Raw genomic sequence first — 22,869 nt, 5'->3', positions numbered from 1 at the left:
CGCATGTCGCGAAACATGCATCCTGCGTGCATCAACTATGCGACAGGTCGCAGCACCGTGCGCCTGCCGGGCTGGACTTCACGCCCCCGAAACACAAGACTCGCGCGACAATGACAGACGCTGCCGCCTCTCTCGACACCGACGATCCGCGCGCCGGACGCACCGCTCTCGGGCACCCGCTCGAAGAGCTGATAGCGTGTCCGTCCTGCGACGCGCTCTACGTCGCGCAGATGCCTCCCGTCGGGGGCCGCGCTGTCTGCGACCGCTGCCACACGGTGCTGATCTCGCCCAAGCGCAAGGCGGGAATGCGGATCATCGCGCTGACCGTCGCGGTCCTGATCCTCGTGGTCTCGGCGATGTTCTTTCCGTTCCTCGACATCCACCGGCTGGGCCTTGGCAATTCGGCTTCGATCCTCGATGCGGCGACGGCGTTCGAGACCGGGCCGATGGCGCTTCTCGGGCTGGCCACCGCGGCGGTGATCGTGGTGGTGCCGCTGGTCCGGATGCTGCTGATCCTTTACGTCCTGACGCCCGTCGTCTTCGACCGTCCTCCCGCGCGACACGCCCGCCGGGCCTTCCGCTGGAGCCAGGAACTCAAGCCGTGGTCGATGGCCGAGATCTTCGCGATCGGCTGCGCCGTAGCCCTGGTCAAGGTGGCCGACCTCGCGCAGATCGGCTTCGGCCCCGCCTTCTGGATGTTCTCGGTCCTGGTCGTGATCGTCCTCTTCAACGACAACTATCTCTGCACATGGTCGGTATGGAAGTCTCTGGAACGTCCGCGCGAGTGACCGCCCGCGAGGCAGGCCTCGTGGCCTGCCGCGCCTGCGCGCGGGTCTGGCCCGCCGAGACCGAGCGGTGCGGCCGCTGCGGCGCGCGGCTTGTGTCGCGCGACACCGCCAGCCTGCAGAAGGTCTGGGCATGGTGGATCGCGGGCCTCGTCTGCTACATCCCCGCCAACCTCTACCCGATGCTGGTGACCGAGACGCTGGTGCAGAGCTCGTCGAACACCATCGTCGGCGGCGCGGTCGAGATCGCCCACCACGGCGCCTACGGCATCGCCGCGATCATCCTCATCGCGAGCGTGCTGATCCCGGTCGGCAAGTTCATGGCCATCGCCTTTCTCGCCATCTCGGCGCGGCGCGGATCGCACGTGCCGCCGACGCGGCGCCAGCATGTCTACGAGATCGTCGAGTTCATCGGCCGCTGGTCGATGATCGACGTCTTCGTCGTCGCGATCCTGTCGGCACTGGTGCAACTGTCTTCGGTCGCCTCCATCACTCCGGGCCCCGCGGCGTTGACCTTCGCGCTGTCGGTGGTCTTCACAATGCTCTCGGCGCAGAGCTTCGACTCCCGGCTCATCTGGGACCGGGCACGCAAGAACAGACGGGACGACACCCAGTGAACGATACCCCCACCGACACCGACCGTCCCGAGGATCGCGGCCAGCCCGGCCCCGTGCCGGTCGAGCACGAGCGCCGCTCCATCTGGGAGCGCGTCTCGATCGTCTGGCTGATCCCCATCGTGGCGCTGGCCATCGCGCTCGGTGCGGCGTGGCGCAACTACAACGACCAGGGTCCGGTGATCGAGATCGCCTTCGAGAACGCCGCCGGCATCACCGCCGACGAGACCGAGCTGCGCTACCGCGACATCGGTGTCGGCGTGGTCGAGGAGGTCAGCTTCGACGCGGGTCTCGAGCACGTGGTCGTCTCGGTGCGGGTCGAGAAGTCGATGGCCGAATATATCGACGAGGATGCCCGGTTCTGGGTCGTGCGTCCCGAAGTGTCGGCACGCGGTGTGTCGGGCCTCGATACCGTTCTGTCCGGCGTCTACATCCAGGGTGCCTGGGACAGCGAGGCCGGCCAGCAGGCCTACGATTTCGAAGGGCTGTCGTCCGAGCCGCTTCTCGGCGCCGCTCAGGAGGGCGTGCAGTTCACGCTGACGTCGACGCAAAGCCTGCCCACCGCCAAGACCCCCATCGTGTTCAAGGGCGTCGAGGTCGGCATGGTGGACGCCGGCCAGATCGATCCGGGCGGCGCAACGGTGTCGGCCGACGCGGTCATCTACGCCGACTATACCGACCTCGTGTCCACCTCGACGCGGTTCTGGGACGTCTCGGGCTTCAGCTTCTCGCTGGGCACCGGCGGCGCGCGCCTGAACTTCGACAGCTTCGCCTCGCTCATCACCGGCGGCGTCACGTTCGCGACGCTCGGATCGGGCGGCGAGCCGATCACCGAGGGCGTCGAATACGAGCTGTTCTCCGACGAGGAAGCCGCCCGTGACGATTTCCTCGTGGAGGGCGAGGGCGAGGCGGTCGACGTCTCGTTCGTCTTCGACGAGAACCTGTCGGGCCTCTCGGCCGGCGCCGCGGTCGAACTGGGCGGTCTTCGCGTCGGCGAGGTCTCGAGCCTGACCGGCCTCGTGGACTCGGATCGCTTCGGGGACAACGAGGTGCGGCTGCTGGTCAGCGCGCGGATCAACCCGTCGCGGCTGGGCCTGAACGACGATGCCGGAGAGGATGCCTTCTTCGATTATCTCGAGGACCGTATCGCCGAGGGCCTGCGCGCGCAGCTGACCAACGCCTCGATCATCACCGGCGGCCTCAAGATCGTGCTCGACGAGTTCCCGGAGGCGAGCGAGGCTGAGCTTCAGCTCGACGCGGAGCCGTTCCCGCTGATCCCGACCGCACCCGCCGAGGTGACGGACGTGCAGGCCTCGGCCCAGGGTGCGCTGCAGCGCGTCGCCGACCTGCCCATCGAGGAAGTCATGCAGTCGGCCATCGACCTGATGAACCAGGCAACCTCCTTCATCGGCAATGACGACCTGCAGGAAACCCCGGGCGAGGTGCGCGGCATCCTCACGGCGATCCGCGGCCTGACCCAGAGCGATACGGTCCAGAACATACCGATGCAGGTGTCCGATCTTCTGGAGCAGGTGCAGACCTCGGCCGACCGTCTGAACACGGTCCTCGCCGAGATCGAGGAAGCCGAGACCGCGACGACCCTCACCGAAACTGTCGCGCGCATCGGCACCGCCGCCGAGGAACTGCCCGGCCTTCTTCAGCAAGCCGAGACCTTGCTGGCCGGCGCCAACGAGGTGCCGTTGCAGGATCTGTCGTCCGAGATCACCGCGCTGCTGCAATCGACGCAGACCGCCGTCACCACGGTCGAGGAGCTGATCCGCAGCGAGGACGTCCAGGGCGTGCCGACCGAACTGCGCGGCCTTCTGTCCTCGGCGCGTGGCGTCGTCGACAGCGAGGGCGTGCAGGGTCTGCCCGCCGAGGTCACCGCGCTCCTGAACGAGCTGCAGGCCACGTCGGCCTCGATCAACTCGGTCGTGGCCGAGGTCGAGGCTCAGGGCACCGCCGAGACGCTGACTCAGGCCGTCGCCTCGATCGGTCAGGCCGCCGACCGTCTGCCCGCTCTGCTGGATGAGGCACAGGGCGTCATCGGCCAGGCTGGCGACCTGCCCTTCGACGCCATCGCGACGCAGGTTTCCGACCTTCTGCGTGCGTCGCAAACGCTGATCACTCAGGTCGAGGGCCTTGTCGCGGACGAAGACGTGCAGGCGGTTCCGGCCGAGCTGCGCGGCATCCTGACCTCCGCCCGCGGTGTCGTGGACAGCGAGGCCGTGCGGACCCTGCCCACCCAGGTCGGCGACATCCTCACCGAACTCGACACCACCGCACAGACGCTGTCGCGGCTGCTCGCGCAGGTCGAGGCCGAGGACGCCGTCGGCAAGGTGATCCGCGCCGTCGAGGACGTGGAGGCCGCCGCCGATGGTCTGCCCGCCATCGTCGAGGAGGCCCGCGGCATCGTCGAGGGCGCCGGCGAGGTGCAGATCGATCAGCTTGTGGCACAGGTTCAGGAGCTCGTGACATCAGCCGACGCGCTGATCTCACAGGAGAGCACACGCGCCTTGCCGCAGGAGCTGAACGAGGCGCTGGCCTCGGTGCAGGCAACGCTGGACGAGCTTCGCGACGGCGGCGTGGTCGAGAACGCGAACGCCACGCTGGCCTCGGCACGCGGTGCGGCGCAGTCGATCCAGAGCGCGGCGCAGACGCTTCCGGCGCTGTCGGCGCAGCTGCAGCAGCTCGCCAACCAGGCCGGCACGACGCTCGGGGCCTACGACGAGGACGCGCAGTTCTCGCGCGACACCCGCGCCGCGATCCGGCAGGTGACCGAGGCGGCCGACGCCATCGAGCGGCTAGCCCGAACCATCGAACGCAACCCGAACTCGCTCATCCTGGGACGGTAAGACACATGACCCACCGCACGACCGGCTTCCTGTTCATCGCGCTCGCCGCCGGCACGCTCGCGGCCTGCGGCGGGCCCGACCAGCGCTTTGCCACCCCTGCCTCGACGCCGACGGTGCGCGTGGCCTCGGCCTACCCGACGCTCGAGGTGGTCGAGGTGACGCTGCCGCTCTACGCCGCGTCGGAGGAGATCTACGCCGCCGATGCCGGCGGTGCGATCACCCCCCTCGGCCCGCTCTGGGCGGACGATCCGGCCCGCGCGATGACGTTGCAGCTGTCGCGCGACCTTGGCCAGATCACCGGCGCGACCGTCGCGCCGGAGCCGTGGCCCTACCGCGATTACGCTGCCGCCAAGGTGGACGTGCGGATCGAGGACATGCTGGCCACCGACGCGGGCACGTTCCGGCTTGCCGGGCAATACTTCGTCGCCCCCGACGAGGGCGGCCGGAATCGCTCGGGCAGCTTCTCGATCGAGGTGCCGATGGCCACCCCGGACAGCGCCGCGACCATTGCCGCCGCGCGCAGCGCCGCGGTCAGCCAGCTGGCCGAGACCGTGGCACGCCGGGGCCTCTGAGACCTTTGGCGGGCCGCCCCGTGCGGCCCGCGCGCGACGCACCGCCGATCGCTCGGATCGCGCGCATTTCCGGGCTTGCGCGCTGCCCGCGTTCCGGTGTTTGGCTGCCGCCGCAGGCGCCCGCCGGGCGCCACGTTACCCATTCGGTCCGTCATGATACTGCGCAGCCTCGCCTCCGTCGCGGCCCTCCTGCTGGGGTCGGCCTTCCTTCTGTTCGCCGGGGGGATGCATGGCCTCCTGCTGCCCATCCGCGGCGAGATCGAGGGCTTCACCGCCGCGTCTCTCGGCCTGCTGGGCACCGGCTGGGCGCTGGGCTACGTCGCAGGCTGCGTGGCGACGCCGCGACTGGTGGCGCGCGTGGGCCATATCCGCGCGTTCGGCGCCATGTGCGCACTGGCCGCGATCACGGTGCTGGTGTCTCTGCTGCTGGTCAGTCCGTGGGTCTGGACACCCATGCGCGGGCTCTCGGGCTTCTGCTTCGCCGGGGCGGCGATGATCGTGGAAAGCTGGCTGAGCGAGCGCGCCGGACGGCAGGCGCGCGGGCGCATCTTCGGAATCTACACGATGGTGAACCTCGCCGCGACAACGGCCGGGCAGTTCTCGCTCGCCTTCGGCGATCCGTCGGGATTCGCGTTCTTCGTGGTCGCCGCGATCTTCTACTGCCTGGCGCTCCTGCCCACGGCGGTCTCGGCCACCGCCTCTCCCACGGCGCTGACGAGCGTGTCGCTGGACCTGCCGGGGCTTTGGCGCAATTCGCCCATCGCGGTGTTCTCGGTGCTGATGGTGGGCATGTCGAACGGCGCGTTCGGCGCGCTGTCGGCGGTCTACGCGGCCCGGCTGGGCCTTGATCTGAAACAGGTGGCGCTGTTCGCGTCCGTGCCCCTTCTCGCCGGCGCCGTGGCGCAGGTTCCCGTGGGCGAGCTGTCGGACCGCTTCGACCGCCGTCTGGTGCTGATCGGCGTGGCGCTGATCGGCCTCGGCGCCGACGCGGTCTTCATCACCGGGGCGGTCAGCGATCCCACCACCGTGCTGATCGTGGCCGCCGTGTTCGGCGCGGCCGTGTTCTCAATGTACCCGACCATCGTCGCCCACGCGAACGATCACGCCCCCGAGGGCTCGGGCCTTCAGGTCAGCGGCGGTCTTCTGTTCGTGTTCGGCATCGGCTCCATCATCGGTCCCACGGCGGCGGGCTTCGCGATGACCGGGATCGGCCCGGAAAGCCTGTTCTGGACCACCGGGGCCGGACACCTCGCGCTGATCCTCTTCGCCATCGTCCGGCTGCGGGCGCGGGCCGGTGTCGCGCGCGCGGACAAGACCGATTTCACCCCGATCCCGCTCCCGCGCTCGGCCACGCCCGAGACGTCGGCGCTGGCCCGTCGCGGCCGCCGCGCGACGGCCTGAGGGTCAGCCGGAGCGCTCCACCGCCATGGCCGTCGCCTCGCCCCCGCCGATGCAGAGCGACGCGACGCCACGCCGCGCACCGGTCTTGTCCATCGCGTTGAGCAGGGTCACCAGCACGCGGGCGCCGGAGGCGCCGATGGGGTGACCAAGCGCGCAGGCGCCGCCGTGGACGTTGACCTTGTCGTGCGGGATGTCGAGGTCGCGCATGGCCGCCATCGTGACCACCGCGAACGCCTCGTTGATCTCGAAGAGGTCCACGTCCGCCACGCTCCATCCCACGCGGTCCAGCAGTTTGCGGATCGCGCCGACCGGGGCGGTCGGGAAGCGCTCCGGCGCGTCGGCATGGGTCGCGTGGCCGACGATGCGCGCGCGCGGCGTCACGCCCCGTGCCTCGGCCTCGCCTTCCGGCATCAGCACCAGCGCCGCCGCCCCGTCCGAGATCGAAGAGGCATTGGCCGCGGTCACCGTTCCGCCCTCGCGGAAGGCCGGGCGCAGGTCGGGAATGCGGTCGATCTTCGCGTTTCCCGGCTGTTCATCGATGCCGACGTCGGTGTCCTGCCCGCGCCGCGACACGGTGACCGGCACGATCTCGTCGGCAAAGCTGCCGCCCGAGATCGCCGCCTGCGCGCGGGTCAGCGATTCGATGGCGTAGGCGTCCTGCGCCTGGCGGGTGAACTGGTATTCCTGCGCGCAATCCTCCGCGAAGACGCCCATGAGCGTCTCGCGGCGATAGGCGTCTTCCAAACCGTCGAGGAACATGTGGTCGATGACCGCGCCGTGGCCCATCCGCATCCCGCCCCGCGCCTTCGGCAGAAGGTAAGGGGCGTTCGACATGCTCTCCATGCCGCCCGCGACCACCACCCGGGCCGACCCCGCGCGGAGCAGGTCGTGACCCAGCATCGCGGCCTTCATGCCCGAGCCGCACATCTTGTTGACCGTGGAGGCGCCCGCCGAAACCGGCAGCCCGGCACCCAGCGCTGCCTGTCGCGCCGGGGCCTGCCCCTGCCCTGCGGGCAGCACGCAGCCCATCAGCACCTCGTCCACGTCTGCGCGCGGAACACCCGCGCGGTCGAGCGCCGCGCCGATGGCAGCCGCGCCCAGCTCTGCCGCGCGCATCGGTGACAACGCCCCCTGAAAGCCGCCCATGGGCGTCCGGGCAGAGCCTGCGATGACGATGGGGTCCGACATGGTCTCTCTCCTCTCGGTCATTTGGGCGGCATCCGAAGCGCTCCGTCGAGGCGGATCACCTCGCCGTTCAGCATCGCAGTCTCGAAGACGTGGCGCACGGTGGCGGCGTATTCTTCGGGCTTGCCAAGGCGCGAGGGGAACGGCACCGACGCACCGAGGCTGTCCTGCACCTCCTGCGGCAGGCCCGCCATCATCGGCGTCTCGAAGATGCCCGGCGCGATGCAGGCCACCCGGATACCGTGGCGGGCGAGGTCGCGGGCGGCGGGCAGGGTCAGCGCGGCCACGCCGCCCTTGGACGCGGCATAGGCCGCCTGCCCGATCTGCCCGTCATACGCGGCAATCGAGGCAGTGGTGACGATCACCCCGCGCTCTCCGTCCGCGCCGGGCGCGTTCTCGGCCATGGCCTCGGCCGCGAGGCGCAGCATGTTGAACGTGCCGACGAGGTTGACGGTCACCGCCCGTGCGAAACTGTCGAGGCCGTGAGGCCCGTTCCGCCCGAGAATACGCTCGCCCGGAGCGATGCCCGCGCAGGTGACGAGACCGTCGATCCGGCCGAACGCCTTGAGGGCGGCGGCGATGGCGGCCTGCCCCTGCGCCTCGTCGGTGACGTCGGTGCGCTGGAACATCGCATTGGGGCCGAGGGACTCGGCGGTGGCGGCACCGCCCTCCTCGTTCACGTCGAGGATCACCGCCCGGCCGCCTTGCGCGACGACCATCGCGCACACCGCGGCACCGAGGCCCGAGCCGCCCCCGGTGACCAGCACCGTCCTGTCGGAAATCTGCATTCTACCTCCTGCTCCGCGACGGCCGCGCACATCGCGCACCCCGGTCGCGGTCCTCCTCCGCGCTTCAGCTTGGCGCAGGGGCGCGGCGGATTCCAGCCCCGGTGCCGTCGACGCGCTGGCGGCGGCCCCCGAAGGCGGGCAGGGTTGCAGGGTTGCAGGACATGACCCCGTGCCGGACGCCCGAGGTCGCGCGGACTGGAACCTCGCCTTGCCAACCGGCGCGGCCCCTGCGCCCCACGCCGGGCTAGGTCAGTATCACCAGCCCGTCCGCCGCAACGACGCCCTCGTCTTCCGGCATGACGAAGAGCGGGTTGATCTCGGCCTCCGAGAGCCGGTCTCCGAGAGACGCGGCCAGTTGTCCGAGCGCCATGACCGCGTCCACCAGCGCCGGGACGTCGTGAGGCGCGGCGCCACGATAGCCCGCCAGCAGCTTCGAGATCGCCAGTTCCGCGACCATCTCCTCGGCATCGGCGCGGGTGATCGGCAAAAGGCGGATCGCGGTGTCGTCGGTCAGTTCGGCCAGCACGCCGCCCGCCCCGAGCAGCAGCATCGGCCCCAGTTGCGGGTCGCGCCGCACGCCGGCGATCAGCTCGACGCCGCCGCCGACCATGCCCGCGACGAGAAAGGCGTCGTGCGGCAGCCCCTGCGCGGCGAGCCCTCGGGCCATGTCCTCCAGCGCGGGGCCCACCGTGTCGGGGGTGAGCCCCACCTTAACGCCGCCCACGTCGGACTTGTGGGCGATCTTCGACGACAGGACCTTGAGCACCACGCGCCCGCCCAGCTCGGCAGCCACCGCGCGCGCGCCGGCGGCGTCGGTCACCCGGCGCAGGCCGGGGTTGGGGATGCCGTGGTCGGCAAAGAGTCCGAGCGCCGCCATCTCGTCCATCGGCCCGGCAGGCAGGTCGGAGGCAATCGGCGCCGCCGAAGCCACCGCAGCGGCGGCGCCTCCGGACCGCGCCGACGCGGCCAGGAACGCCGTTGCGCAGGTCTCGGGCGCGGTGAACGCCGGGATGCCCTGACGGTTCAGGTCAAGCGCGATGTGCGGCGCGTGGGGACTGACATAGGCGATCAGCGGCTTGTTGCTGCGCGCGGCCCCCGCTCGGATCGCGCCCACCGCGATCTCGGGCTGCGCCAGCGCCGACGACCCCACGACCACCGCCACGCCGTCCACGCTGTCGGAGGTCAGCAACGCCTCGGTCGCGGCGGTCATGATGTCGGGCTTCACACCGGCCAGCGTCACGTCGACCGGGTTTCCGGTCATCGGCGCCTCTTCCCCGAGGATCTCCTGCAGACGCACGGCGGTCGCGGCGTCGAGTTCCGGGACATCGAGCCCCGCCACACCACACGAATCCGCGATCAGACTGCCCGCCCCGCCGGTCGAGGTCAGCACCGCCACGCGCGGGCCGGCCATACGGCGGCCCGTTGCGAGCATCGCCGGCACGTCGAGAAGGTCCGAGAAGGTCTGCGCGCGGATCGCACCGACCTGCCGGAAGAGCGCGTCATAGACCCGGTCCTCGCCCGCCATCGCCCCGGTATGGGACACGGCGGCGCGCGCCCCGGACTCCGAGCGGCCGACCTTGTAGACCACCAGCGGCTTGCCCGCGGCGCGCGCCCGCTCGGCCGCCGCGCGGAAGCGATCGACCGAGCGGATGCCCTCAACATAGGCGGCGATGACGCGGGTATCGGGGTCGCGGACGTAATGGTCGATCAGGTCGGCGATATCGAGATCGAGTTCGTTGCCCGTGGACGCCAGACGGCGGAAGCCGATCCCCCGCGCCGCTCCCCGCGACAGGAGCGCACCGAGGATGCCGCCGCTCTGCGAAGCGACCGAGATGGCGCCCACGGGCAGGTCTTCGCCTTCGAGCGCGCCGCTGGCCGACAGCACGATGGCGTCGGCAAGATTGATCGCGCCGATCGTGTTCGGTCCGAGGATACGCATGTCGCCGGCGGCCGCGCGTAGGCCATCCTGCCGCGCGGCACCGGACGCTCCGGCCTCGGCGAAGCCGCTGGCAAGAACGATCGCGACTCGCGTGCCCCTGGCGGCGAGGTCACGCACCGCGTCGGCGGCGCGCGCCGCACCAAGAAGCACAATGGCCACGTCCGGCGCCTCCGGCAGATCGGAAACGGAAGCATAACAGGCAAGCCCGGCGATCTTCTCGACCTTCGGATTGACCGGGTAGATCGCACCGGTGAAGCCGTGCTTCTGCAGGTAGTGGACCGGGCGGCCCCCGGTCTTGGTCGGGTCGGCCGAGGCGCCGACCACCGCAACGCTCTTCGGCGCGAAAAGGGTGGCGCAGATATCGTCGGGAAACGGGATCTCGGCGGTCATGTCGTGTCTCCGGTCTGTCGGTTCAGTTCGCGGGCAGCCCTGTCCGGCTGATCGGGATCGCGCAGGCGCACCACGGCGTCGAGAGCGACCACCCCTTCGCCCTCGGCCCGCACGAGAAGCGGATTGATCTCGGCCTCCTCGACCACCGGCGCGGTCGATAGCGCCAACCGCGACATTGCCGCGATGGCTGAGGCGAGCGCATCGAGATCGCCGCGCGGCCTGCCCCGCCAGCCGTTGAGCCGCCGCGCTGCGGTAAGGGCGGCAATCATCTCGCGGGCCTCCTCGAGGCCGACCGGCGCCGGGCGGATCACGACGTCGCGGTAGAGTTCCGCGTCGATCCCGCCTGCGGCGAGCACCACGGCGGGTCCCACGTCCGGATCGCGCCGGATGCCGACCAGGACCTCAACCACGCCGCGGCACATCTGCTGCACAAGGATACGGTCGGCGCGCAAGCCCGGCAGGGCGGATCGCACATCGGTGCCGATCCGCTGCATGGCGGCCGAAAGGGACGGCGCATCGGGCAGGCCCACAACCACACCGCCCGCGTCGCTCTTGTGCGCGATCCCGGCATCCAGCACCTTGGCGACCACCGGGTAGTCGAAGGGCAAAGACGGCACCGGCGCACCGGCATCGAGGGCGACGTAAGGCGCGACGGGCAAGCCCGCGCCGGCGAGCAGAGCGTAGCCCTCGGCCTCGTCCAGCGCGCGGAGTTTGCCGCCCTCGGGCGGTGCAGGAGCGGCAGCACTGCGGGGCGCCCGGCGATGCAGCGCCGCCGCCAGCGCGTCGGCGCAGGTCTCGGGCGACTGGAAGGAGGGAACACCCGCCGCCGCGAGACGCCGCGCCGCGTCGGGCGCGTCCGGCACGAGGAACACGGCGAACGGATGGCCGGGCGTGTCGATGGCGTCCACCGCCGGCTGCACCGCCAGTTCGGGATTGAACCGCGCGGACGAGCCCACGGTCACCAGCACACAGTCGAACTCGGGCGCGCGGCGCAGGACGTCGAGCGCCGTGCTCATCACGTCGTAGCGCGTGCCGGCCAGCGTGAGGTCCACGATCCGGCCGGCACCGCCGTCGACCCCTGCCTCTGCGAGCCGCGCGCGGGTCGCCTGGGACGGGGGCACGACGTCGATCCCGCGCAGGGACACCTGGTCCACCGCCATCGCCGCTCCGCCGCCCGTGGTCGTGACCACGCCGACCTGGCGCGGGCGGGCATCCCCGCGGGGCGGAACGCGGGTCAGCAGCGGGGCAATCTCGAGCAGCCCCTCGAACGTATCCACGCGCGCGATGCCGCAGGCGTCGAGGAACATGTCCGCCATCTCGTCCGCCCCGGCGAGCGCGCCGGTGTGCGACACGGCCAGTTCCGCGGCGGCCTCGGACCGACCCAGCTTGTAGGCGGCGACCGGCTTGCCCCGCCGCGCGGCAGCAAGGGCGAAATCACGAAGATCATCCGCGTGCCGCATGGTTTCGAGGAACAGCAGGTAGCCGGTGACGTCGGGGTCATCGAGCGTGGCGGAACAGATCTCGCCCATGGACAGGTCGCTTTCGCCACCCACCGAGGCAAGTCCCGCGAAGCCGAGCCCCTTACGCGCTCCGCGCGAAAGCAGCGCCCCGATAAGGCTGCCGCTGTGCGAGCCGACGAAGACACCGCCCACCGGCAGGTCGGGCTCGGCAAAAGCAGCGTTCGCGGTCAGCGTCAGGCCGGCATGAAGGTTCGCGATGCCGATGCTTGACGGGCCGAGCACGCGTGTGTGGCCCTTCGCGACGATGGCGTCGAGGCGCCGCTGGTGCGCGACGCCCGCCGCTCCGGCCTCGGAGAACCCCGATGCCAAGATGGTCGCCACCGGCACGCCGAGGGCCACGCAATCTTCGAGGGTATCGAGTGCGCGGTCGGCGCCGGTAAGGATGAACACATGGTCGGGCACCTCGGGCAGGTCCGACAGCGACTTCGCCGCGGGCTCTCCCTGCACGGTGTCGCGACCGGGGTTCACCAAGTGGACGCGCCCCGCGAAGCCTGCCGCGCGCAGGAACCGAAGCGGCCGGCCCGAGGTCTTGCCCGGGTCGTCCGACACGCCGACAAGCGCAACGCTGTCCGGTCGCAGAAGCGCCGTGCGCCAGTCCGGGGTGGTCATGTCGTATCCCACCTCAGGCCCGCTGATCGAAGCGGCGCTCGAACACGTGCTCGGCGATACGGTTCTTGAGAATCTCGATCGACCCACCCGCGATCATCCAACCGCGGGTGCGCTTGACGCAGTATTCCACGAGGCTCTCGGTGCTGTAGCCGTAGGCGCCCATGGCCTGCATCGCCTCGTTCGCCACGTGGAAGCCGGCCTCGTTGCAGGCAAGCTTGGCCACCGTCGTGTCGTAGGCCGACGGCAGGCCGTCATCCGCCCCGCTCGCGGCCCTGTAGAGCAGGAGCTGCGCGGCATCGAGGCGCACGGCCATCTCGGCGAATTTCCATTGCAGGCCCTGGAACTCGCAGAGCGGCTTGCCGAACTGGGTGCGGTCGGTGACATGCTGCCTCGCGACCTCGTAGGCATGCCGCCCGAGTGCCAGCGCCCGCGCCGCGTTGCCGATGCGTTCGACGTTGAAGCCGGCGATCTGCTTCTTGAAGCCGCCGGGGCCGAGCAGGACGTTCTCCCTCGGGATGCGGCAATCCTCGAAGTAGAGGGGCGACCATTCCTCGCCGCTGAGAAAGCGCGACGGCTGGCCGACAGTGAACCCCGGCGTGCCGCGCTCGACCAGGACCGAGCCGATATTGCCGGTGCCGGGACCGAAGCGGACGTAGATCAGGAACAGTTCGGCTGTGGGCGAGTGGGTCGAGAATACCTTGGAGCCGTTGACGACCACGTGCTCACCCTCCTCGCGCACGGAGGTCTTGAGTTCGGTGACCGCAGAGCCCGCGTCGGGCTCGCTCATCCCCAGCGAGATCAGCATCTGGCCCGACAGGAGCTTCGGCAGCCAACGGTCCTTCTGCGCGTCACTGGCGTATTCCGCGAAGGTCCGGATCGGGCCGAAGTTGCCAGCCTGCACGATGTCGGCGCTCTTGGGACAGACCAGCGCCAGTTCCTGGATCGCCAGCACCGCGTCCATCAGCGACCCGCCGACGCCGCCATCCGCCTCCGGCACGGTGATACCCATGAGGCCCATTTCGGACAGCTGACGGGCCACGTCCCAGGGAAACTCGGAGGCATGGGCCCGGTCGAGCGCGCCGTCGGCAAGCTCTTTCCGGGCGAAACTGCGCACGGCTTCGGACAGGGCGGTCTGGTCGTCGGTCAGGCCGAAATGCATGGGGTCGTGTTCCTCGGAGATGTCGTGCCGGGTGGCGGCGTGCGGTTAGGGATAATAGGCGGTGCCGTGCATGAGCAGGCGCGCGGTGCGACCGATCAGGGCGCGGCGCACGTCATGGCCGCCGTCGCCGGGCCGGACCTCGGCCGCGACCTCCAGCACGCCGCCGGGGTGGCCGACGCGCAAGGTGTAGGCGCCGGAGTCGGTATCGAGGCCGGCCGCCGCCTCGTGCGGCAGGGTGCCGGGCACACCCACGGCCACCGACGTTCCGGCCGCGCCCGAGCCGGGATAGGCCTTGGAGAACTCGAACCGTGCCAGCGAGCGGGCGAATATGTCGTGGTCGCCCGGTGCCACGGGCCGGCCGTCGTTCGCGGCGTAGGCGGTGGGCGGCGCCACGGCAAAGATCAACGGGTTCGTGCTGACGCGCAGGGTCTCGTCGGCCTCGGGCCCGGTAATGAAGCCGATCTCGGCCGAAACTGCCTTCCGCACCGCCTCGAGACTTGCAACGAGCGCCGTGTCGGCCTGCATGTCCCAGATGGACGCTGTCGGATCCATGCCGATGTCCTCGGCCCGCACGAAGAACAGCAGATTGGCCATGTCGACCACGCTCACATCCAGCGGGCCGATGCCCGGCACGTCGAACCGGTCGCGCGGCTGACCGGTGGGCAGGAGACCGCCGCCCAGCGCGCAGCCAGCGAAATCTGCGAAGTCCACGTCGATGCGCGGACCGCTTCCCGGCACGCCGCCGATCTCGAAATCGCCCTCGACCGCGGGTGCGCCGTCCTTCATCGGAACCGTGGTCACGAGGCGCCGCCCGGTGTTCACCTGGTGCACGTTGACGTAGGCCGTGTCGCCCACGACCCGGCCCGCGCCGGTGAGCGCGCCGTAAAGCGCCGCGCCCGCCGAGAGGTTGCCGCAGTTCGACGACCAGTCCACGCGCGGCAGTTCGGTGTTCACCTGCCCGAAGAAGTAGTCGATATGGCAGTCGTCGCGGGTGGGCGGCCCCATCACCGCGACCTTGCTGGTCAGCTTGTCGGCGCCGCCGAGGCCGTCGATCTGGCGCCGGTCGGGCGAACCGAAGACCCGCAGCACGATCGCGTCGCGCTCCGGTCCCGGCGGCGGCAGGTCGCGGACGTCAAGATAGACGCCCTTGGACGATCCGCCCCGGATGATCCGCGTGTCGATGCCGCGCATGTTGAGGGCTGTCGTCATCGCATCGCCACCTTGGCGCAAGCCCGCCGGGCCGCGAATGCTCGGGATATGGGTCTCATGGGTGTCCTCCCGCGTCCTCTGGTGCCGCACCGCGATCCGCGCACCTCTCCTCCGCACTCAGGTAGACCGGGAAAGACCGCCCCCGGAAAGTGACAGGTTGTGACGGAGCCATAACCAGAGATCAGGTGTCGCCGCGGCCGGCGCGCATGGACGTCAGGCTCCGCCGCCCACCCTTTGACCATTGTTTTCCATGCGTTCGGAGCGTCTGCCGGGACGGTGGCGCCATGCGCGTGCGGGCGGCCCGCGCGGCCGGCACCGGATCGGCGCTTGGTCAAACCTGAGTTCTGGTCAGGTTCGCCCGCCGCCCCGTCGCGCTACGCAGAGGGAAACGCAATTCGCTCCGGGGGACCGTCATGGCACGCAGGCTGGCCGACAAGATCGCCATCATCACCGGGGCGGGACAACAGCCCGGCACGACGCCGGGCAACGGCCGGGCCACCGCGCTGCGCTTCGCACAGGAGGGCGCGACCTGCCTTCTCGTGGACCGCAACGGCGACTGGGCCCGCGACACGCTGGAGCAGATGGGCGACGATGCCGGCGCTTCCACGGTCTGCGCGGCCGACGTGACCGACGAGGACGCCTGCCGCCGCGTGATCGAGACCACCTGCGACCGATACGGCCGCCTCGACATCCTTCACAACAACGTCGGCATGTCCAAGGGAGACCGGCCCACCAGCGATCTGGATGCCGAGGTTTGGGACGGGATCATGACGCTGAACCTCAAGTCGATGTTCATGATGTGCAAGCACGCCTTGCCGGTGATGCGGGCGCAGGGTGCGGGGGCGATCATCAACATCTCGTCGACCTCGTCGCTTTCCGCACGTCCAACCGTGGCCTACAAGACCTCGAAGGGCGCGATAAACACCTTCACCCAGCACGTCGCGGCCGAAAACGCCGCCGCGGGGGTGCGCGCCAACGTCCTCGTGCCGGGGCTGATCGACACGCCCATGGCGATCGAGCGCCGGGCGCAGGAAAGCGGCCGCAGCCGCGACGAGATCCGGGCCGAGCGGGACGCGCTGGTGCCCATGGGGTTCATGGGATCGGCCTGGGACGTGGCCGACGCGGCGGTGTTTCTCGCCTCGGACGAAGCCCGCTACATCACCGGCGTCCTTCTGCCCGTGGACGGCGGCCTGCTGCTCAAGAGGGGCTGACCGTGCGCGGCGGCAGACTAACGGTTGCGCAGGCTGAGCAGAACAAAGCGTCAGTTGAAACGGGCGGCCGGTGTCCGAGGATGGGGACACCGCGCCACCGAGGGGCCGAACCACGCAGAGGAACCCGATGACCAACCCGTTGACCACACTGGCCGGAGCTGCCGCGAACTGGCGCGCCGCGCCGATCGACGATGCGACCGCGTGGGACACCCGGCGCGCGGTGCTCGACTGGGCTGCGTCGATGCTGCCCGGCTGCGTCGAGGGACCGGCGGTCGCGCTCTCCGCGACGCTTGCTTCCGCGCGGGGCCCCGGTGGTGCGATCAGCTATGTCGACGGACGCGCCGGCAGCGCACGGGACGCGGCGCTCCTGAACGGAACGGCGAGCCACACCGCCGAGTTCGACGACATCTTCCGCGACGGCGGCTACCATCCCGGCAGCCCGACGATCTCGGCGGCGCTGGCCGTGGCGCAGGCCGAAGGCAAGTCGTTCGATGCCTTCCAGCGGGCGGTGATCGGCGGCTACGAGGTCGGCTGCCGTATGGCCATGGCGCTGCAGCCGAGCCACTACCGAAACTGGCATATCACCGGCACGGTCGGAACGATGGGCGCGGCCACCGCGACCGCGATGCTCCTCGACTGCGACGCCGAGGGGATCGCCCACGCCATCGCCATTGCCACGAGCTTTGCCGGCGGTCACCAGGAGAACGTGCAGGGCGACGGTCTGACCAAGGCACTCCATTGCGGCCATGCGGCCGAGGCCGGCGTCCTCGCGGGCCAAGCCGCCCGCGCCGGCCTGACCGGATCACTCGACAGTCTGCACGCGCCCCACGGCTATGCCGCGGCCACCAGCGACAGCACCGGCGATTGGAACACCGCGCTGGCGGGCCTCGGAGAGTGGACGCCCATCTCGGCGATGACGTTCAAGAACCACGGCTGCTGCGGCCACATCTTTCCCACACTGGACGGCCTGCGGGCAATGCGGGCGGAGACACCCTTTGCCCCGGAAGACGTCGAGACGATCGAGGTCCACGGCTACGGGCCCACCGCCTCGATCTGCGACCGGCTTCGGGTGGAGAGCGCCCGCGACGCGCGCTTCAGCGTCCAGTATTGCGTCGGCGCGCTCCTGCACCTGGACGAGGTCCGACTGGCCGCCTTCGCCGACGACGCGCTGGCCCGGCCCGACATTCGCGAGACCATGACCCGCGTGCGCGTTCACGAGGACCCGGAAATCGCCGCGCTCTACCCGCGCCGCCGGCAGGCCCGGCTGCGCATCACGCTGCGCGACGGCCGCATGCTCGAGCATCACCAGCAGACGCGCAAGGGCGATCCCGACGATCCGCTTTCCGATGTCGAGCTGATCGCCAAGTTCGACGAGCTGGCCGCGAGCGCGCTGGAGGCCCCGGCGCGGGACGCGCTGCGGCGCAGGATCCTCGAGGAGAACGCCCTTCCCGGCCCGATTCCCCTTCGCCAGAGCCACGCCGCCCACGAGAAGACCGCAGAAAGGACTGCCCCATGAACGACCAGAGCCCGCCTTCCGGCACCCCGTCCGCGGACTTTGTCACCGTGAGCCTCACGAACGGCATCGCAACGATCACGCTCGACCGGCCCGAGGTGCGCAACGCCATCAACGACCAGATGCGCGCCGAACTGATCGCGGCCTTCGAGTGGGCCGACGCCGACCCGGAGGTTCGGGGGGTTATCCTGACGGGGGCCGGCAAGGGCTTCTGTTCGGGCGGCGACATAGGGGGGATGCGCGACCGGCTGGAGGCACCCGCAGGCAAGGTCGCCTTCAATGGCTGGCAGCGGCAGAAGCGCACCCATCGCGGCATCGCCGTCATCCACGGCATGTCGAAGCCGGTGATCTCGGCGGTCAACGGCGCGGCCTTCGGACTGGGCCTCGATATGGCGCTTGCGGGCGATTTCATCATCGCGGCCTCGGGCGCCAAACTCTGCATGAGCTTCATCAAGCGCGGCCTCGTCTCGGACGGAGGCGGCATGTATTTCCTGCCGCGTCGGGTGGGGCTGCCGAAGGCGAAGGAGTTGATCCTGACCGGCCGCGTGGTCGAGGCCGAGGAGGCGCTCGGGCTCGGACTTGTGGACCGCCTGGCCGAGCCGGACGCGTTGCAGGCCGCCGCCCAGGCCTGGGCAGAGGAGCTCAGCCACGGCGCCCCGGCGGCCATCGCGCTGACCAAGTCGATTCTCGACAGGACGTTCGAGAGCTCGGACGACGAGATCTTCGCGCTTGGCCGCGAGGCGCAGGCGATCTGCTACACCACGGCCGAACACCGCGCGTCGGTCGAGGACTTCCTCAAGAAATCCGGCAAGTAGGACTCAGGCCGGACGGGCGGCGGCGGTCGCGGACGCCGGCGTGGACGTGAAGAACTCCCGCGGCTGACCCACCACGTCCAGAAGCCAGTCTATGAACTTCTTGGTCTTCACGTTGACCGACACCGTGGTCGGCCAGACGACGTAGAACGCCGCGCCGGTGGGGATCCGCATTTCGAGAGGACGCACCAGCTTGCCCTCGGCGATCAGGTCGTCGAGCAGGCCAAGCTGGCCGATGGCGAGGCCGAAGCCCTGCTGCGCGGCCGAGAAGGTCAGGAGCGAGGTGTCGAACTCGGTCCCGCGGTTGTAGTCCACCGACACGCCCACCGCGTCCGCCCAGAATTCCCAGGCCCGGCGGCGGTAGCGCGAATGCAGAAGCTCGCCCTCGGTCACGTCGTCGGGCGCGTCGAGCTTCGGCATCGTGGCGAGGTAATCCTCGCTGCAGACGACGTCGACATCCTCGTCGAAAAGCTTGCGGCAGCGCGCGTCGCGCCAGGCGCCGGTGCCGAGCTGCACCGCCACATCGAGATGCGTGCCGCGGAAGTCCAGCGGCTCGACCCTCGTGTCGAAGCGCACCCGGATGTCCGGATGCGCGCGGGTGAAGTCGTTGAGCTTGGGCATCAGCCAGTGATGCGCCATCGTCGGGTGGACGCGCAGGTTCACCGTGCTCTCGGTCTCGCGCGTGATCATGCGCTGCGTCGCCCGTTCGAGATCGTCGAAAAGGCCCGCGATCTCGAGCCCGAAGGCGCGGCCCACGTCGGTCAGCTTGGCCGAGCGCGCCCCCCGTTCGAACAGGCTGACATTCAGGTAGTCCTCGAGGATCGTGATCTGCCGGCTGATCGCCACCTGGCTCACGCCCAGTTCGCGCGCGGCGGCGGTGAATGTCTTGTGCCGCGACGCCACGGCGAACGCCCGGAGCGGATTGAGCGGAAGGTTCAGGCGGCGCTCTTGCATGATCTGAGGTTTCCCTTGGGCGACTATTAGCCAGTCAACTTTCGCACAGGTTAGGCTAAACCCGAAGCTGCGCCAAGTGGGTGCGGGCTGGAGGAGGCCCGCGCCGCGCGGCGCGGCCGGGATCGGTCCCGGCCCGGAGGAGCGGTTCCGGGATCGGAACCAGAACGGCGGTCCAGCCATGACGAGCGAGAGCGAGGAGCGCGCACCGGACGGCCGCCGGTCGGACGGTAACGGCGCCGCGCGCCTCGCGCGGCTGGCCCTGCTGTTCACGCTCTCCGCCCTGGGCGGCCTCGCCTTCGAACGGCTCGGCGCGCCCCTGCCGTGGATGATCGGCCCCCTGGTGATCTCGGCCGCGATCTTCGTCTCCGGCGCGATCCGGGTCGGAGTGCCCACCGGCATCCGGCCTTTCGGGCAGGTGGTCGTCGCCTGCCAGGTCGGGCTGGCCTTCTCGCCCGAGGCCTTCGCGATGCTTGTCCAGCTGGCGCCGGCCATCGTCGGCACAGCGCTCATGACCGGGCTCTGCATCTTCGTGGTCGCGCTGATCCTGTCGCGGCTGGCGGGGATCAGCCTCGCCCAGGCGTTTCTCTGCGGCGTGCCTACGAGCCCTGTCGAGGCCGCAGGCATGGCGATCCGCGCCGGCATCGATCCGATGCCGGTGGTCCTGTCCCAGACCCTGCGCTTGTCGGCAGTGGTGGTCGCCCTGCCCTTCGCGCTCTACGCCCTGGACGGCTGGCCCGATGCCCGCCGCGCCTTCGTCCGGATCGAGCCGGTCGATCCCATGAACCTCGCCCTGCTTGCGGCCATCGGCGTGGCCGCCGCCACGACGTTCCGCAGGCTGCGGGTCCCCAACCCGAACTTTCTCGGGCCGTTGTCGGTCTGCGCGCTGCTCGCGGTCACCGACCACGCCCCGGCGCCGTTCCCCGGCATGGTGCTGGCGCTAGCTCAGGTTGTGCTGGGCACGTGGCTCGGCTCCACCTTCCGGCGCGAATTGATGGGTGCGGCGGGGCGCATGGCGGCGGCCTTTCTCGGCGCAACTTTGCTGGTGCTGATTCTGTGCTCTGGCGGGGCCATCCTGATCGGGCGTGCCGCCGGGCTCGACTGGCGCACGATGGTTCTTGGCGCGGCGCCCGGCGGAGTGGTTGAAATGGCCCTGACCGCCAAGTTCCTCGGTCAGAACGTCGCGCTCATCACCAGCTTTCACCTGACCCGCATCTTCATCCTGATGCCGAGCATTCCCTGGCTCGTGCGGCTCATCAGCCGCTACGAGGCCCGCACCCCGAAGACGGAGAAAACCGATGCCAGATGACCGCCCCCTGCCCCGCGACCGCAAGGCCCGGATCGCCGTTCTCGACGACTACATGGGCGTGGCCCACCGGATGGCCGACTGGTCCCGGCTGGAGGACCGCGCCGAGTTGACCTTCCTGACCGATCCCCTGCCCGCGGGCGGCGTGGCCGAAGCGCTGGCGCCCTACGACGCGATCTGCCTTCTGCGCGAGCGCACGCCCATGCCGGGTGACGTGCTCCGCGCACTGCCCGACCTCAAGGCCATCGCGATGACCGGGCGGCGCAACCGCACGCTGGACGACGAGACCGCCCGCGACCTCGGTATCACCGTCATGACCACCGAGGGCAGCGGCAACGGCATCTATGCCACGGTCGAGCTGGCCTGGGGGCACATCATCGCGCTTATGCGGTGCATCCCCGAGGAAAACGCGGCGATGCACGCGGGGGCGTGGCAGTCCCGGCTGGGCTCGGCGCTCTATGGCCGCACGCTCGGACTGGTGGGCCTAGGCAAGCTCGGCAGCCGCATGGCGGGCGTCGCGCGGGCCTTCGGCATGAACGTCGTCGCCTGGAGCCCCAACCTCACGACCGAACGCGCGGCCGAGGGCGGTGCCGAGTACGCCGACAAGGCGACGCTCTTCGCCGAGGCCGACGTGATCTCGCTGCATTTGGTCCTGGGCCCCTCGACCCTTGGCATCGTGGGTGCCGAAGACCTCGGTCGAATGAAGTCCGATGCGATTCTGGTCAACACGTCGCGCGGGCCGCTCGTGGACCAGGACGCGCTGCTGGACGCCCTGCGAACACGCAGTATCCGTGGCGCGGGCATCGACGTCTACGACCAGGAACCGCTCCCCGCCGACCACCCGATCCGCGACATGGACAACGCGCTCCTGACGCCGCACCTGGGATACGCCACGCAGGAGACCTTCCGCGCCTTCTACGGCGACTGCGTCGACAATCTCGACGGCTGGCTCGACGGGGCGCCGAAGCGGGTTCTGGAGGGCTGACGCCGGTTTGCCCCGTCACCACCAAAAAGGCCCGGTCGCGCGACCGGGCCTTTGCATTCCGTGAGTGGCTGTCGCGTTACTGGGCCGAGATGCCGCGGCTTTCGGCAAGGCCGGCCCACGTGTCCATCTCGTCGTAGACGATCTGCGAGAACTCGTCAGCGGTGGTGTCGCCAGGCAGCACGAAGTTCTCTTCCAGAAGCTGCATGAACGAATCCGACCGGATGGCCTCGTTGACGTCCGCGTTGATCGTCTCGACCAGCTCGGCGTCCATGCCACCGGGCGCGAACATGCCGACCCAGCCGTTGATGTCGATGCCCTCGACGTCGTTCTCGCCGCTGGACTGCACATCCGGCAGAAGCTCGAAGCGTTCCGCTCCGAGAACCCCGAGCGCCTTGACCTGCCCGTTGTTGACGTAGGGCATCACGCTTGCCGTGGTGCTGATGTAGATGTCGGCGTGGCCGCCCATGAGCTGGGTGTTGGCATCGCCGCCACCCGAGAAGTGCACGACATCGCCCGGAAGCTCGGCCTGCTGGGCCAGAAGCTCGGCGGTGAAGTGGCTCGAACTGCCGACGCCCGCGGTGGCGAAGAACATCGGGTCCTCCCTGGCCTCCGCGAGGAAGTCGGCGAAGTTCTCGGCCTCGACCTCGGCGCCGCCCACCACGACGTAGGGGCTGGTGGCGACCATGGTGATCGGAGTGATGTCCTCGCGCGGGTCGAAGGGCAAGTCGGTCTGGATCGCGGGGGCCGTGGCAAAGGTCGCGGTGTTCAGAAGCAGCGTCTGCCCGTCGGGCTCGGCCTGCGCCAGCGCCGCGGTGCCGATCATGGAACCCGCGCCGGGGCGGTTCTCGACCACCAGCGGCTGTCCCCACTTCTCTTCCAGAACGGTGGCCAGCGCCCGCGCGGTCCGGTCGGTCGAGCCGCCGGGGCTGTAGGGCACGAGCAACGTCACGGGACCGCTGGGATAGTCGTCCTGCGCCGCGGCGGCGCCTGCGATGACGGCCAGGGCTGTCGCGAGGCTCAGTACATGTCTCATCTTCTCTCCTCCACTTGGGTTTGCGCCGCACC

At 70.1% G+C, this 22,869-nt stretch carries 18 protein-coding genes; 10 read left to right on the top strand and 8 right to left on the bottom strand.

Annotated elements, in window-relative coordinates; genetic code table 11:
* Positions 1-110 precede the first annotated feature (110 nt).
* From BMX29_RS11065 to BMX29_RS11045, 5 genes are all read left to right on the top strand, one after another.
* The gene (locus BMX29_RS11065) at positions 111-788 is read left to right on the top strand and encodes a paraquat-inducible protein A (RefSeq protein WP_081749780.1); all 678 of its coding nucleotides are present in this window, start codon (positions 111-113) and stop codon (positions 786-788) included.
* A complete protein-coding gene (locus BMX29_RS11060) occupies positions 749-1,402 on the top strand; it encodes a paraquat-inducible protein A (protein ID WP_092812787.1) in 654 nt (217 codons plus the stop codon). Before BMX29_RS11065 ends, BMX29_RS11060 begins: the two co-directional genes overlap by 40 nt.
* Complete coding sequence (locus BMX29_RS11055; RefSeq protein WP_175471177.1) at positions 1,399-4,254, top strand: MlaD family protein; 2,856 nt, start codon at positions 1,399-1,401, stop codon at positions 4,252-4,254. Before BMX29_RS11060 ends, BMX29_RS11055 begins: the two co-directional genes overlap by 4 nt.
* Positions 4,255-4,259: 5 nt before the next feature.
* The gene (locus BMX29_RS11050; protein WP_092812719.1) at positions 4,260-4,826 is read left to right on the top strand and encodes a PqiC family protein; all 567 of its coding nucleotides are present in this window, start codon (positions 4,260-4,262) and stop codon (positions 4,824-4,826) included.
* A gap of 153 nt (positions 4,827-4,979) precedes the next feature.
* Positions 4,980-6,227, top strand: a complete 1,248-nt coding sequence (locus BMX29_RS11045; protein WP_342342388.1) for an MFS transporter — start codon at positions 4,980-4,982, stop codon at positions 6,225-6,227.
* Between the two features lie 3 nt (positions 6,228-6,230).
* Here BMX29_RS11045 and BMX29_RS11040 read toward each other — a convergent pair whose 3' ends face one another.
* From BMX29_RS11040 to BMX29_RS11015, 6 genes are all read right to left on the bottom strand, one after another.
* On the bottom strand, positions 6,231-7,415 hold the full coding sequence (locus BMX29_RS11040; RefSeq protein WP_092812717.1) for an acetyl-CoA C-acyltransferase: 1,185 nt from the start codon (positions 7,413-7,415) through the stop codon (positions 6,231-6,233).
* 17 nt (positions 7,416-7,432) lie between these two features.
* Complete coding sequence (locus BMX29_RS11035; protein ID WP_092812714.1) at positions 7,433-8,200, bottom strand: SDR family NAD(P)-dependent oxidoreductase; 768 nt, start codon at positions 8,198-8,200, stop codon at positions 7,433-7,435.
* A gap of 244 nt (positions 8,201-8,444) precedes the next feature.
* Positions 8,445-10,529, bottom strand: a complete 2,085-nt coding sequence (locus BMX29_RS11030) for an acetate--CoA ligase family protein (RefSeq protein WP_092812711.1) — start codon at positions 10,527-10,529, stop codon at positions 8,445-8,447.
* Positions 10,526-12,658 carry an acetate--CoA ligase family protein gene (locus tag BMX29_RS11025; protein ID WP_092812709.1) on the bottom strand — a complete coding sequence of 711 codons (2,133 nt, stop codon included), beginning with the start codon at positions 12,656-12,658 and terminating at the stop codon, positions 10,526-10,528. Before BMX29_RS11025 ends, BMX29_RS11030 begins: the two co-directional genes overlap by 4 nt.
* Positions 12,659-12,671: 13 nt before the next feature.
* Positions 12,672-13,817, bottom strand: coding sequence for an acyl-CoA dehydrogenase family protein (locus BMX29_RS11020; RefSeq protein WP_092812706.1), 1,146 nt, complete (start codon positions 13,815-13,817; stop codon positions 12,672-12,674).
* A 45-nt stretch (positions 13,818-13,862) separates the two neighbouring features.
* On the bottom strand, positions 13,863-15,026 hold the full coding sequence (locus BMX29_RS11015; RefSeq protein ID WP_092812703.1) for a PrpF domain-containing protein: 1,164 nt from the start codon (positions 15,024-15,026) through the stop codon (positions 13,863-13,865).
* 413 nt (positions 15,027-15,439) lie between these two features.
* Between BMX29_RS11015 and BMX29_RS11010 the strand changes: the two genes are divergently transcribed.
* The 3 genes from BMX29_RS11010 to BMX29_RS11000 all read left to right on the top strand — a co-directional run bounded on the left by BMX29_RS11010 (position 15,440) and on the right by BMX29_RS11000 (position 18,565).
* Positions 15,440-16,237, top strand: coding sequence for an SDR family NAD(P)-dependent oxidoreductase (locus BMX29_RS11010; RefSeq protein ID WP_092812700.1), 798 nt, complete (start codon positions 15,440-15,442; stop codon positions 16,235-16,237).
* 127 nt (positions 16,238-16,364) lie between these two features.
* Positions 16,365-17,753 carry an MmgE/PrpD family protein gene (locus tag BMX29_RS11005; protein ID WP_092812697.1) on the top strand — a complete coding sequence of 463 codons (1,389 nt, stop codon included), beginning with the start codon at positions 16,365-16,367 and terminating at the stop codon, positions 17,751-17,753.
* Positions 17,750-18,565 (top strand): enoyl-CoA hydratase/isomerase family protein, encoded by an 816-nt coding sequence (locus BMX29_RS11000; protein WP_092812695.1) that lies wholly within the window; start codon positions 17,750-17,752, stop codon positions 18,563-18,565. Before BMX29_RS11005 ends, BMX29_RS11000 begins: the two co-directional genes overlap by 4 nt.
* Positions 18,566-18,568: 3 nt before the next feature.
* Here BMX29_RS11000 and BMX29_RS10995 read toward each other — a convergent pair whose 3' ends face one another.
* The gene (locus BMX29_RS10995) at positions 18,569-19,516 is read right to left on the bottom strand and encodes a LysR substrate-binding domain-containing protein (RefSeq protein ID WP_092812692.1); all 948 of its coding nucleotides are present in this window, start codon (positions 19,514-19,516) and stop codon (positions 18,569-18,571) included.
* Between the two features lie 178 nt (positions 19,517-19,694).
* On the opposite strand from BMX29_RS10995, the gene BMX29_RS10990 reads away from it, so the two are divergent.
* The gene (locus BMX29_RS10990) at positions 19,695-20,822 is read left to right on the top strand and encodes an AbrB family transcriptional regulator (RefSeq protein WP_092812689.1); all 1,128 of its coding nucleotides are present in this window, start codon (positions 19,695-19,697) and stop codon (positions 20,820-20,822) included.
* On the top strand, positions 20,812-21,804 hold the full coding sequence (locus BMX29_RS10985; protein ID WP_092812686.1) for a D-2-hydroxyacid dehydrogenase family protein: 993 nt from the start codon (positions 20,812-20,814) through the stop codon (positions 21,802-21,804). The genes BMX29_RS10990 and BMX29_RS10985 overlap by 11 nt, the downstream gene beginning before the upstream one ends.
* A gap of 76 nt (positions 21,805-21,880) precedes the next feature.
* Here BMX29_RS10985 and BMX29_RS10980 read toward each other — a convergent pair whose 3' ends face one another.
* On the bottom strand, positions 21,881-22,837 hold the full coding sequence (locus tag BMX29_RS10980; protein ID WP_092812683.1) for a Bug family tripartite tricarboxylate transporter substrate binding protein: 957 nt from the start codon (positions 22,835-22,837) through the stop codon (positions 21,881-21,883).
* Positions 22,838-22,869: the final 32 nt, after the last annotated feature.

Source organism: Roseivivax marinus, from assembly GCF_900109705.1.
Taxonomy (GTDB): domain Bacteria; phylum Pseudomonadota; class Alphaproteobacteria; order Rhodobacterales; family Rhodobacteraceae; genus Roseivivax; species Roseivivax marinus.
The sequence above is the reverse complement of the archived record's forward strand: the minus strand, read 5'-3'. Positions and strand labels throughout refer to the sequence as shown.

Bases quoted from the DNA above. Each gene is read 5' to 3' on its own strand.
- BMX29_RS11065 (WP_081749780.1), top strand. From the start codon at position 111: ATGACAGACGCTGCCGCCTCTCTCGACACCGACGATCCGCGCGCCGGA.
- BMX29_RS11060 (WP_092812787.1), top strand. From the start codon at position 749: ATGGTCGGTATGGAAGTCTCTGGAACGTCCGCGCGAGTGACCGCCCGC.
- BMX29_RS11050 (WP_092812719.1), top strand. From the start codon at position 4,260: ATGACCCACCGCACGACCGGCTTCCTGTTCATCGCGCTCGCCGCCGGC.
- BMX29_RS11045 (WP_342342388.1), top strand. From the start codon at position 4,980: ATGATACTGCGCAGCCTCGCCTCCGTCGCGGCCCTCCTGCTGGGGTCG.
- BMX29_RS11040 (WP_092812717.1), bottom strand. From the start codon at position 7,415: ATGTCGGACCCCATCGTCATCGCAGGCTCTGCCCGGACGCCCATGGGC.
- BMX29_RS11035 (WP_092812714.1), bottom strand. From the start codon at position 8,200: ATGCAGATTTCCGACAGGACGGTGCTGGTCACCGGGGGCGGCTCGGGC.
- BMX29_RS11030 (WP_092812711.1), bottom strand. From the start codon at position 10,529: ATGACCGCCGAGATCCCGTTTCCCGACGATATCTGCGCCACCCTTTTC.
- BMX29_RS11025 (WP_092812709.1), bottom strand. From the start codon at position 12,658: ATGACCACCCCGGACTGGCGCACGGCGCTTCTGCGACCGGACAGCGTT.
- BMX29_RS11020 (WP_092812706.1), bottom strand. From the start codon at position 13,817: ATGCATTTCGGCCTGACCGACGACCAGACCGCCCTGTCCGAAGCCGTG.
- BMX29_RS11015 (WP_092812703.1), bottom strand. From the start codon at position 15,026: ATGACGACAGCCCTCAACATGCGCGGCATCGACACGCGGATCATCCGG.
- BMX29_RS11010 (WP_092812700.1), top strand. From the start codon at position 15,440: ATGGCACGCAGGCTGGCCGACAAGATCGCCATCATCACCGGGGCGGGA.
- BMX29_RS11005 (WP_092812697.1), top strand. From the start codon at position 16,365: ATGACCAACCCGTTGACCACACTGGCCGGAGCTGCCGCGAACTGGCGC.
- BMX29_RS11000 (WP_092812695.1), top strand. From the start codon at position 17,750: ATGAACGACCAGAGCCCGCCTTCCGGCACCCCGTCCGCGGACTTTGTC.
- BMX29_RS10995 (WP_092812692.1), bottom strand. From the start codon at position 19,516: ATGCAAGAGCGCCGCCTGAACCTTCCGCTCAATCCGCTCCGGGCGTTC.
- BMX29_RS10990 (WP_092812689.1), top strand. From the start codon at position 19,695: ATGACGAGCGAGAGCGAGGAGCGCGCACCGGACGGCCGCCGGTCGGAC.
- BMX29_RS10985 (WP_092812686.1), top strand. From the start codon at position 20,812: ATGCCAGATGACCGCCCCCTGCCCCGCGACCGCAAGGCCCGGATCGCC.
- BMX29_RS10980 (WP_092812683.1), bottom strand. From the start codon at position 22,837: ATGAGACATGTACTGAGCCTCGCGACAGCCCTGGCCGTCATCGCAGGC.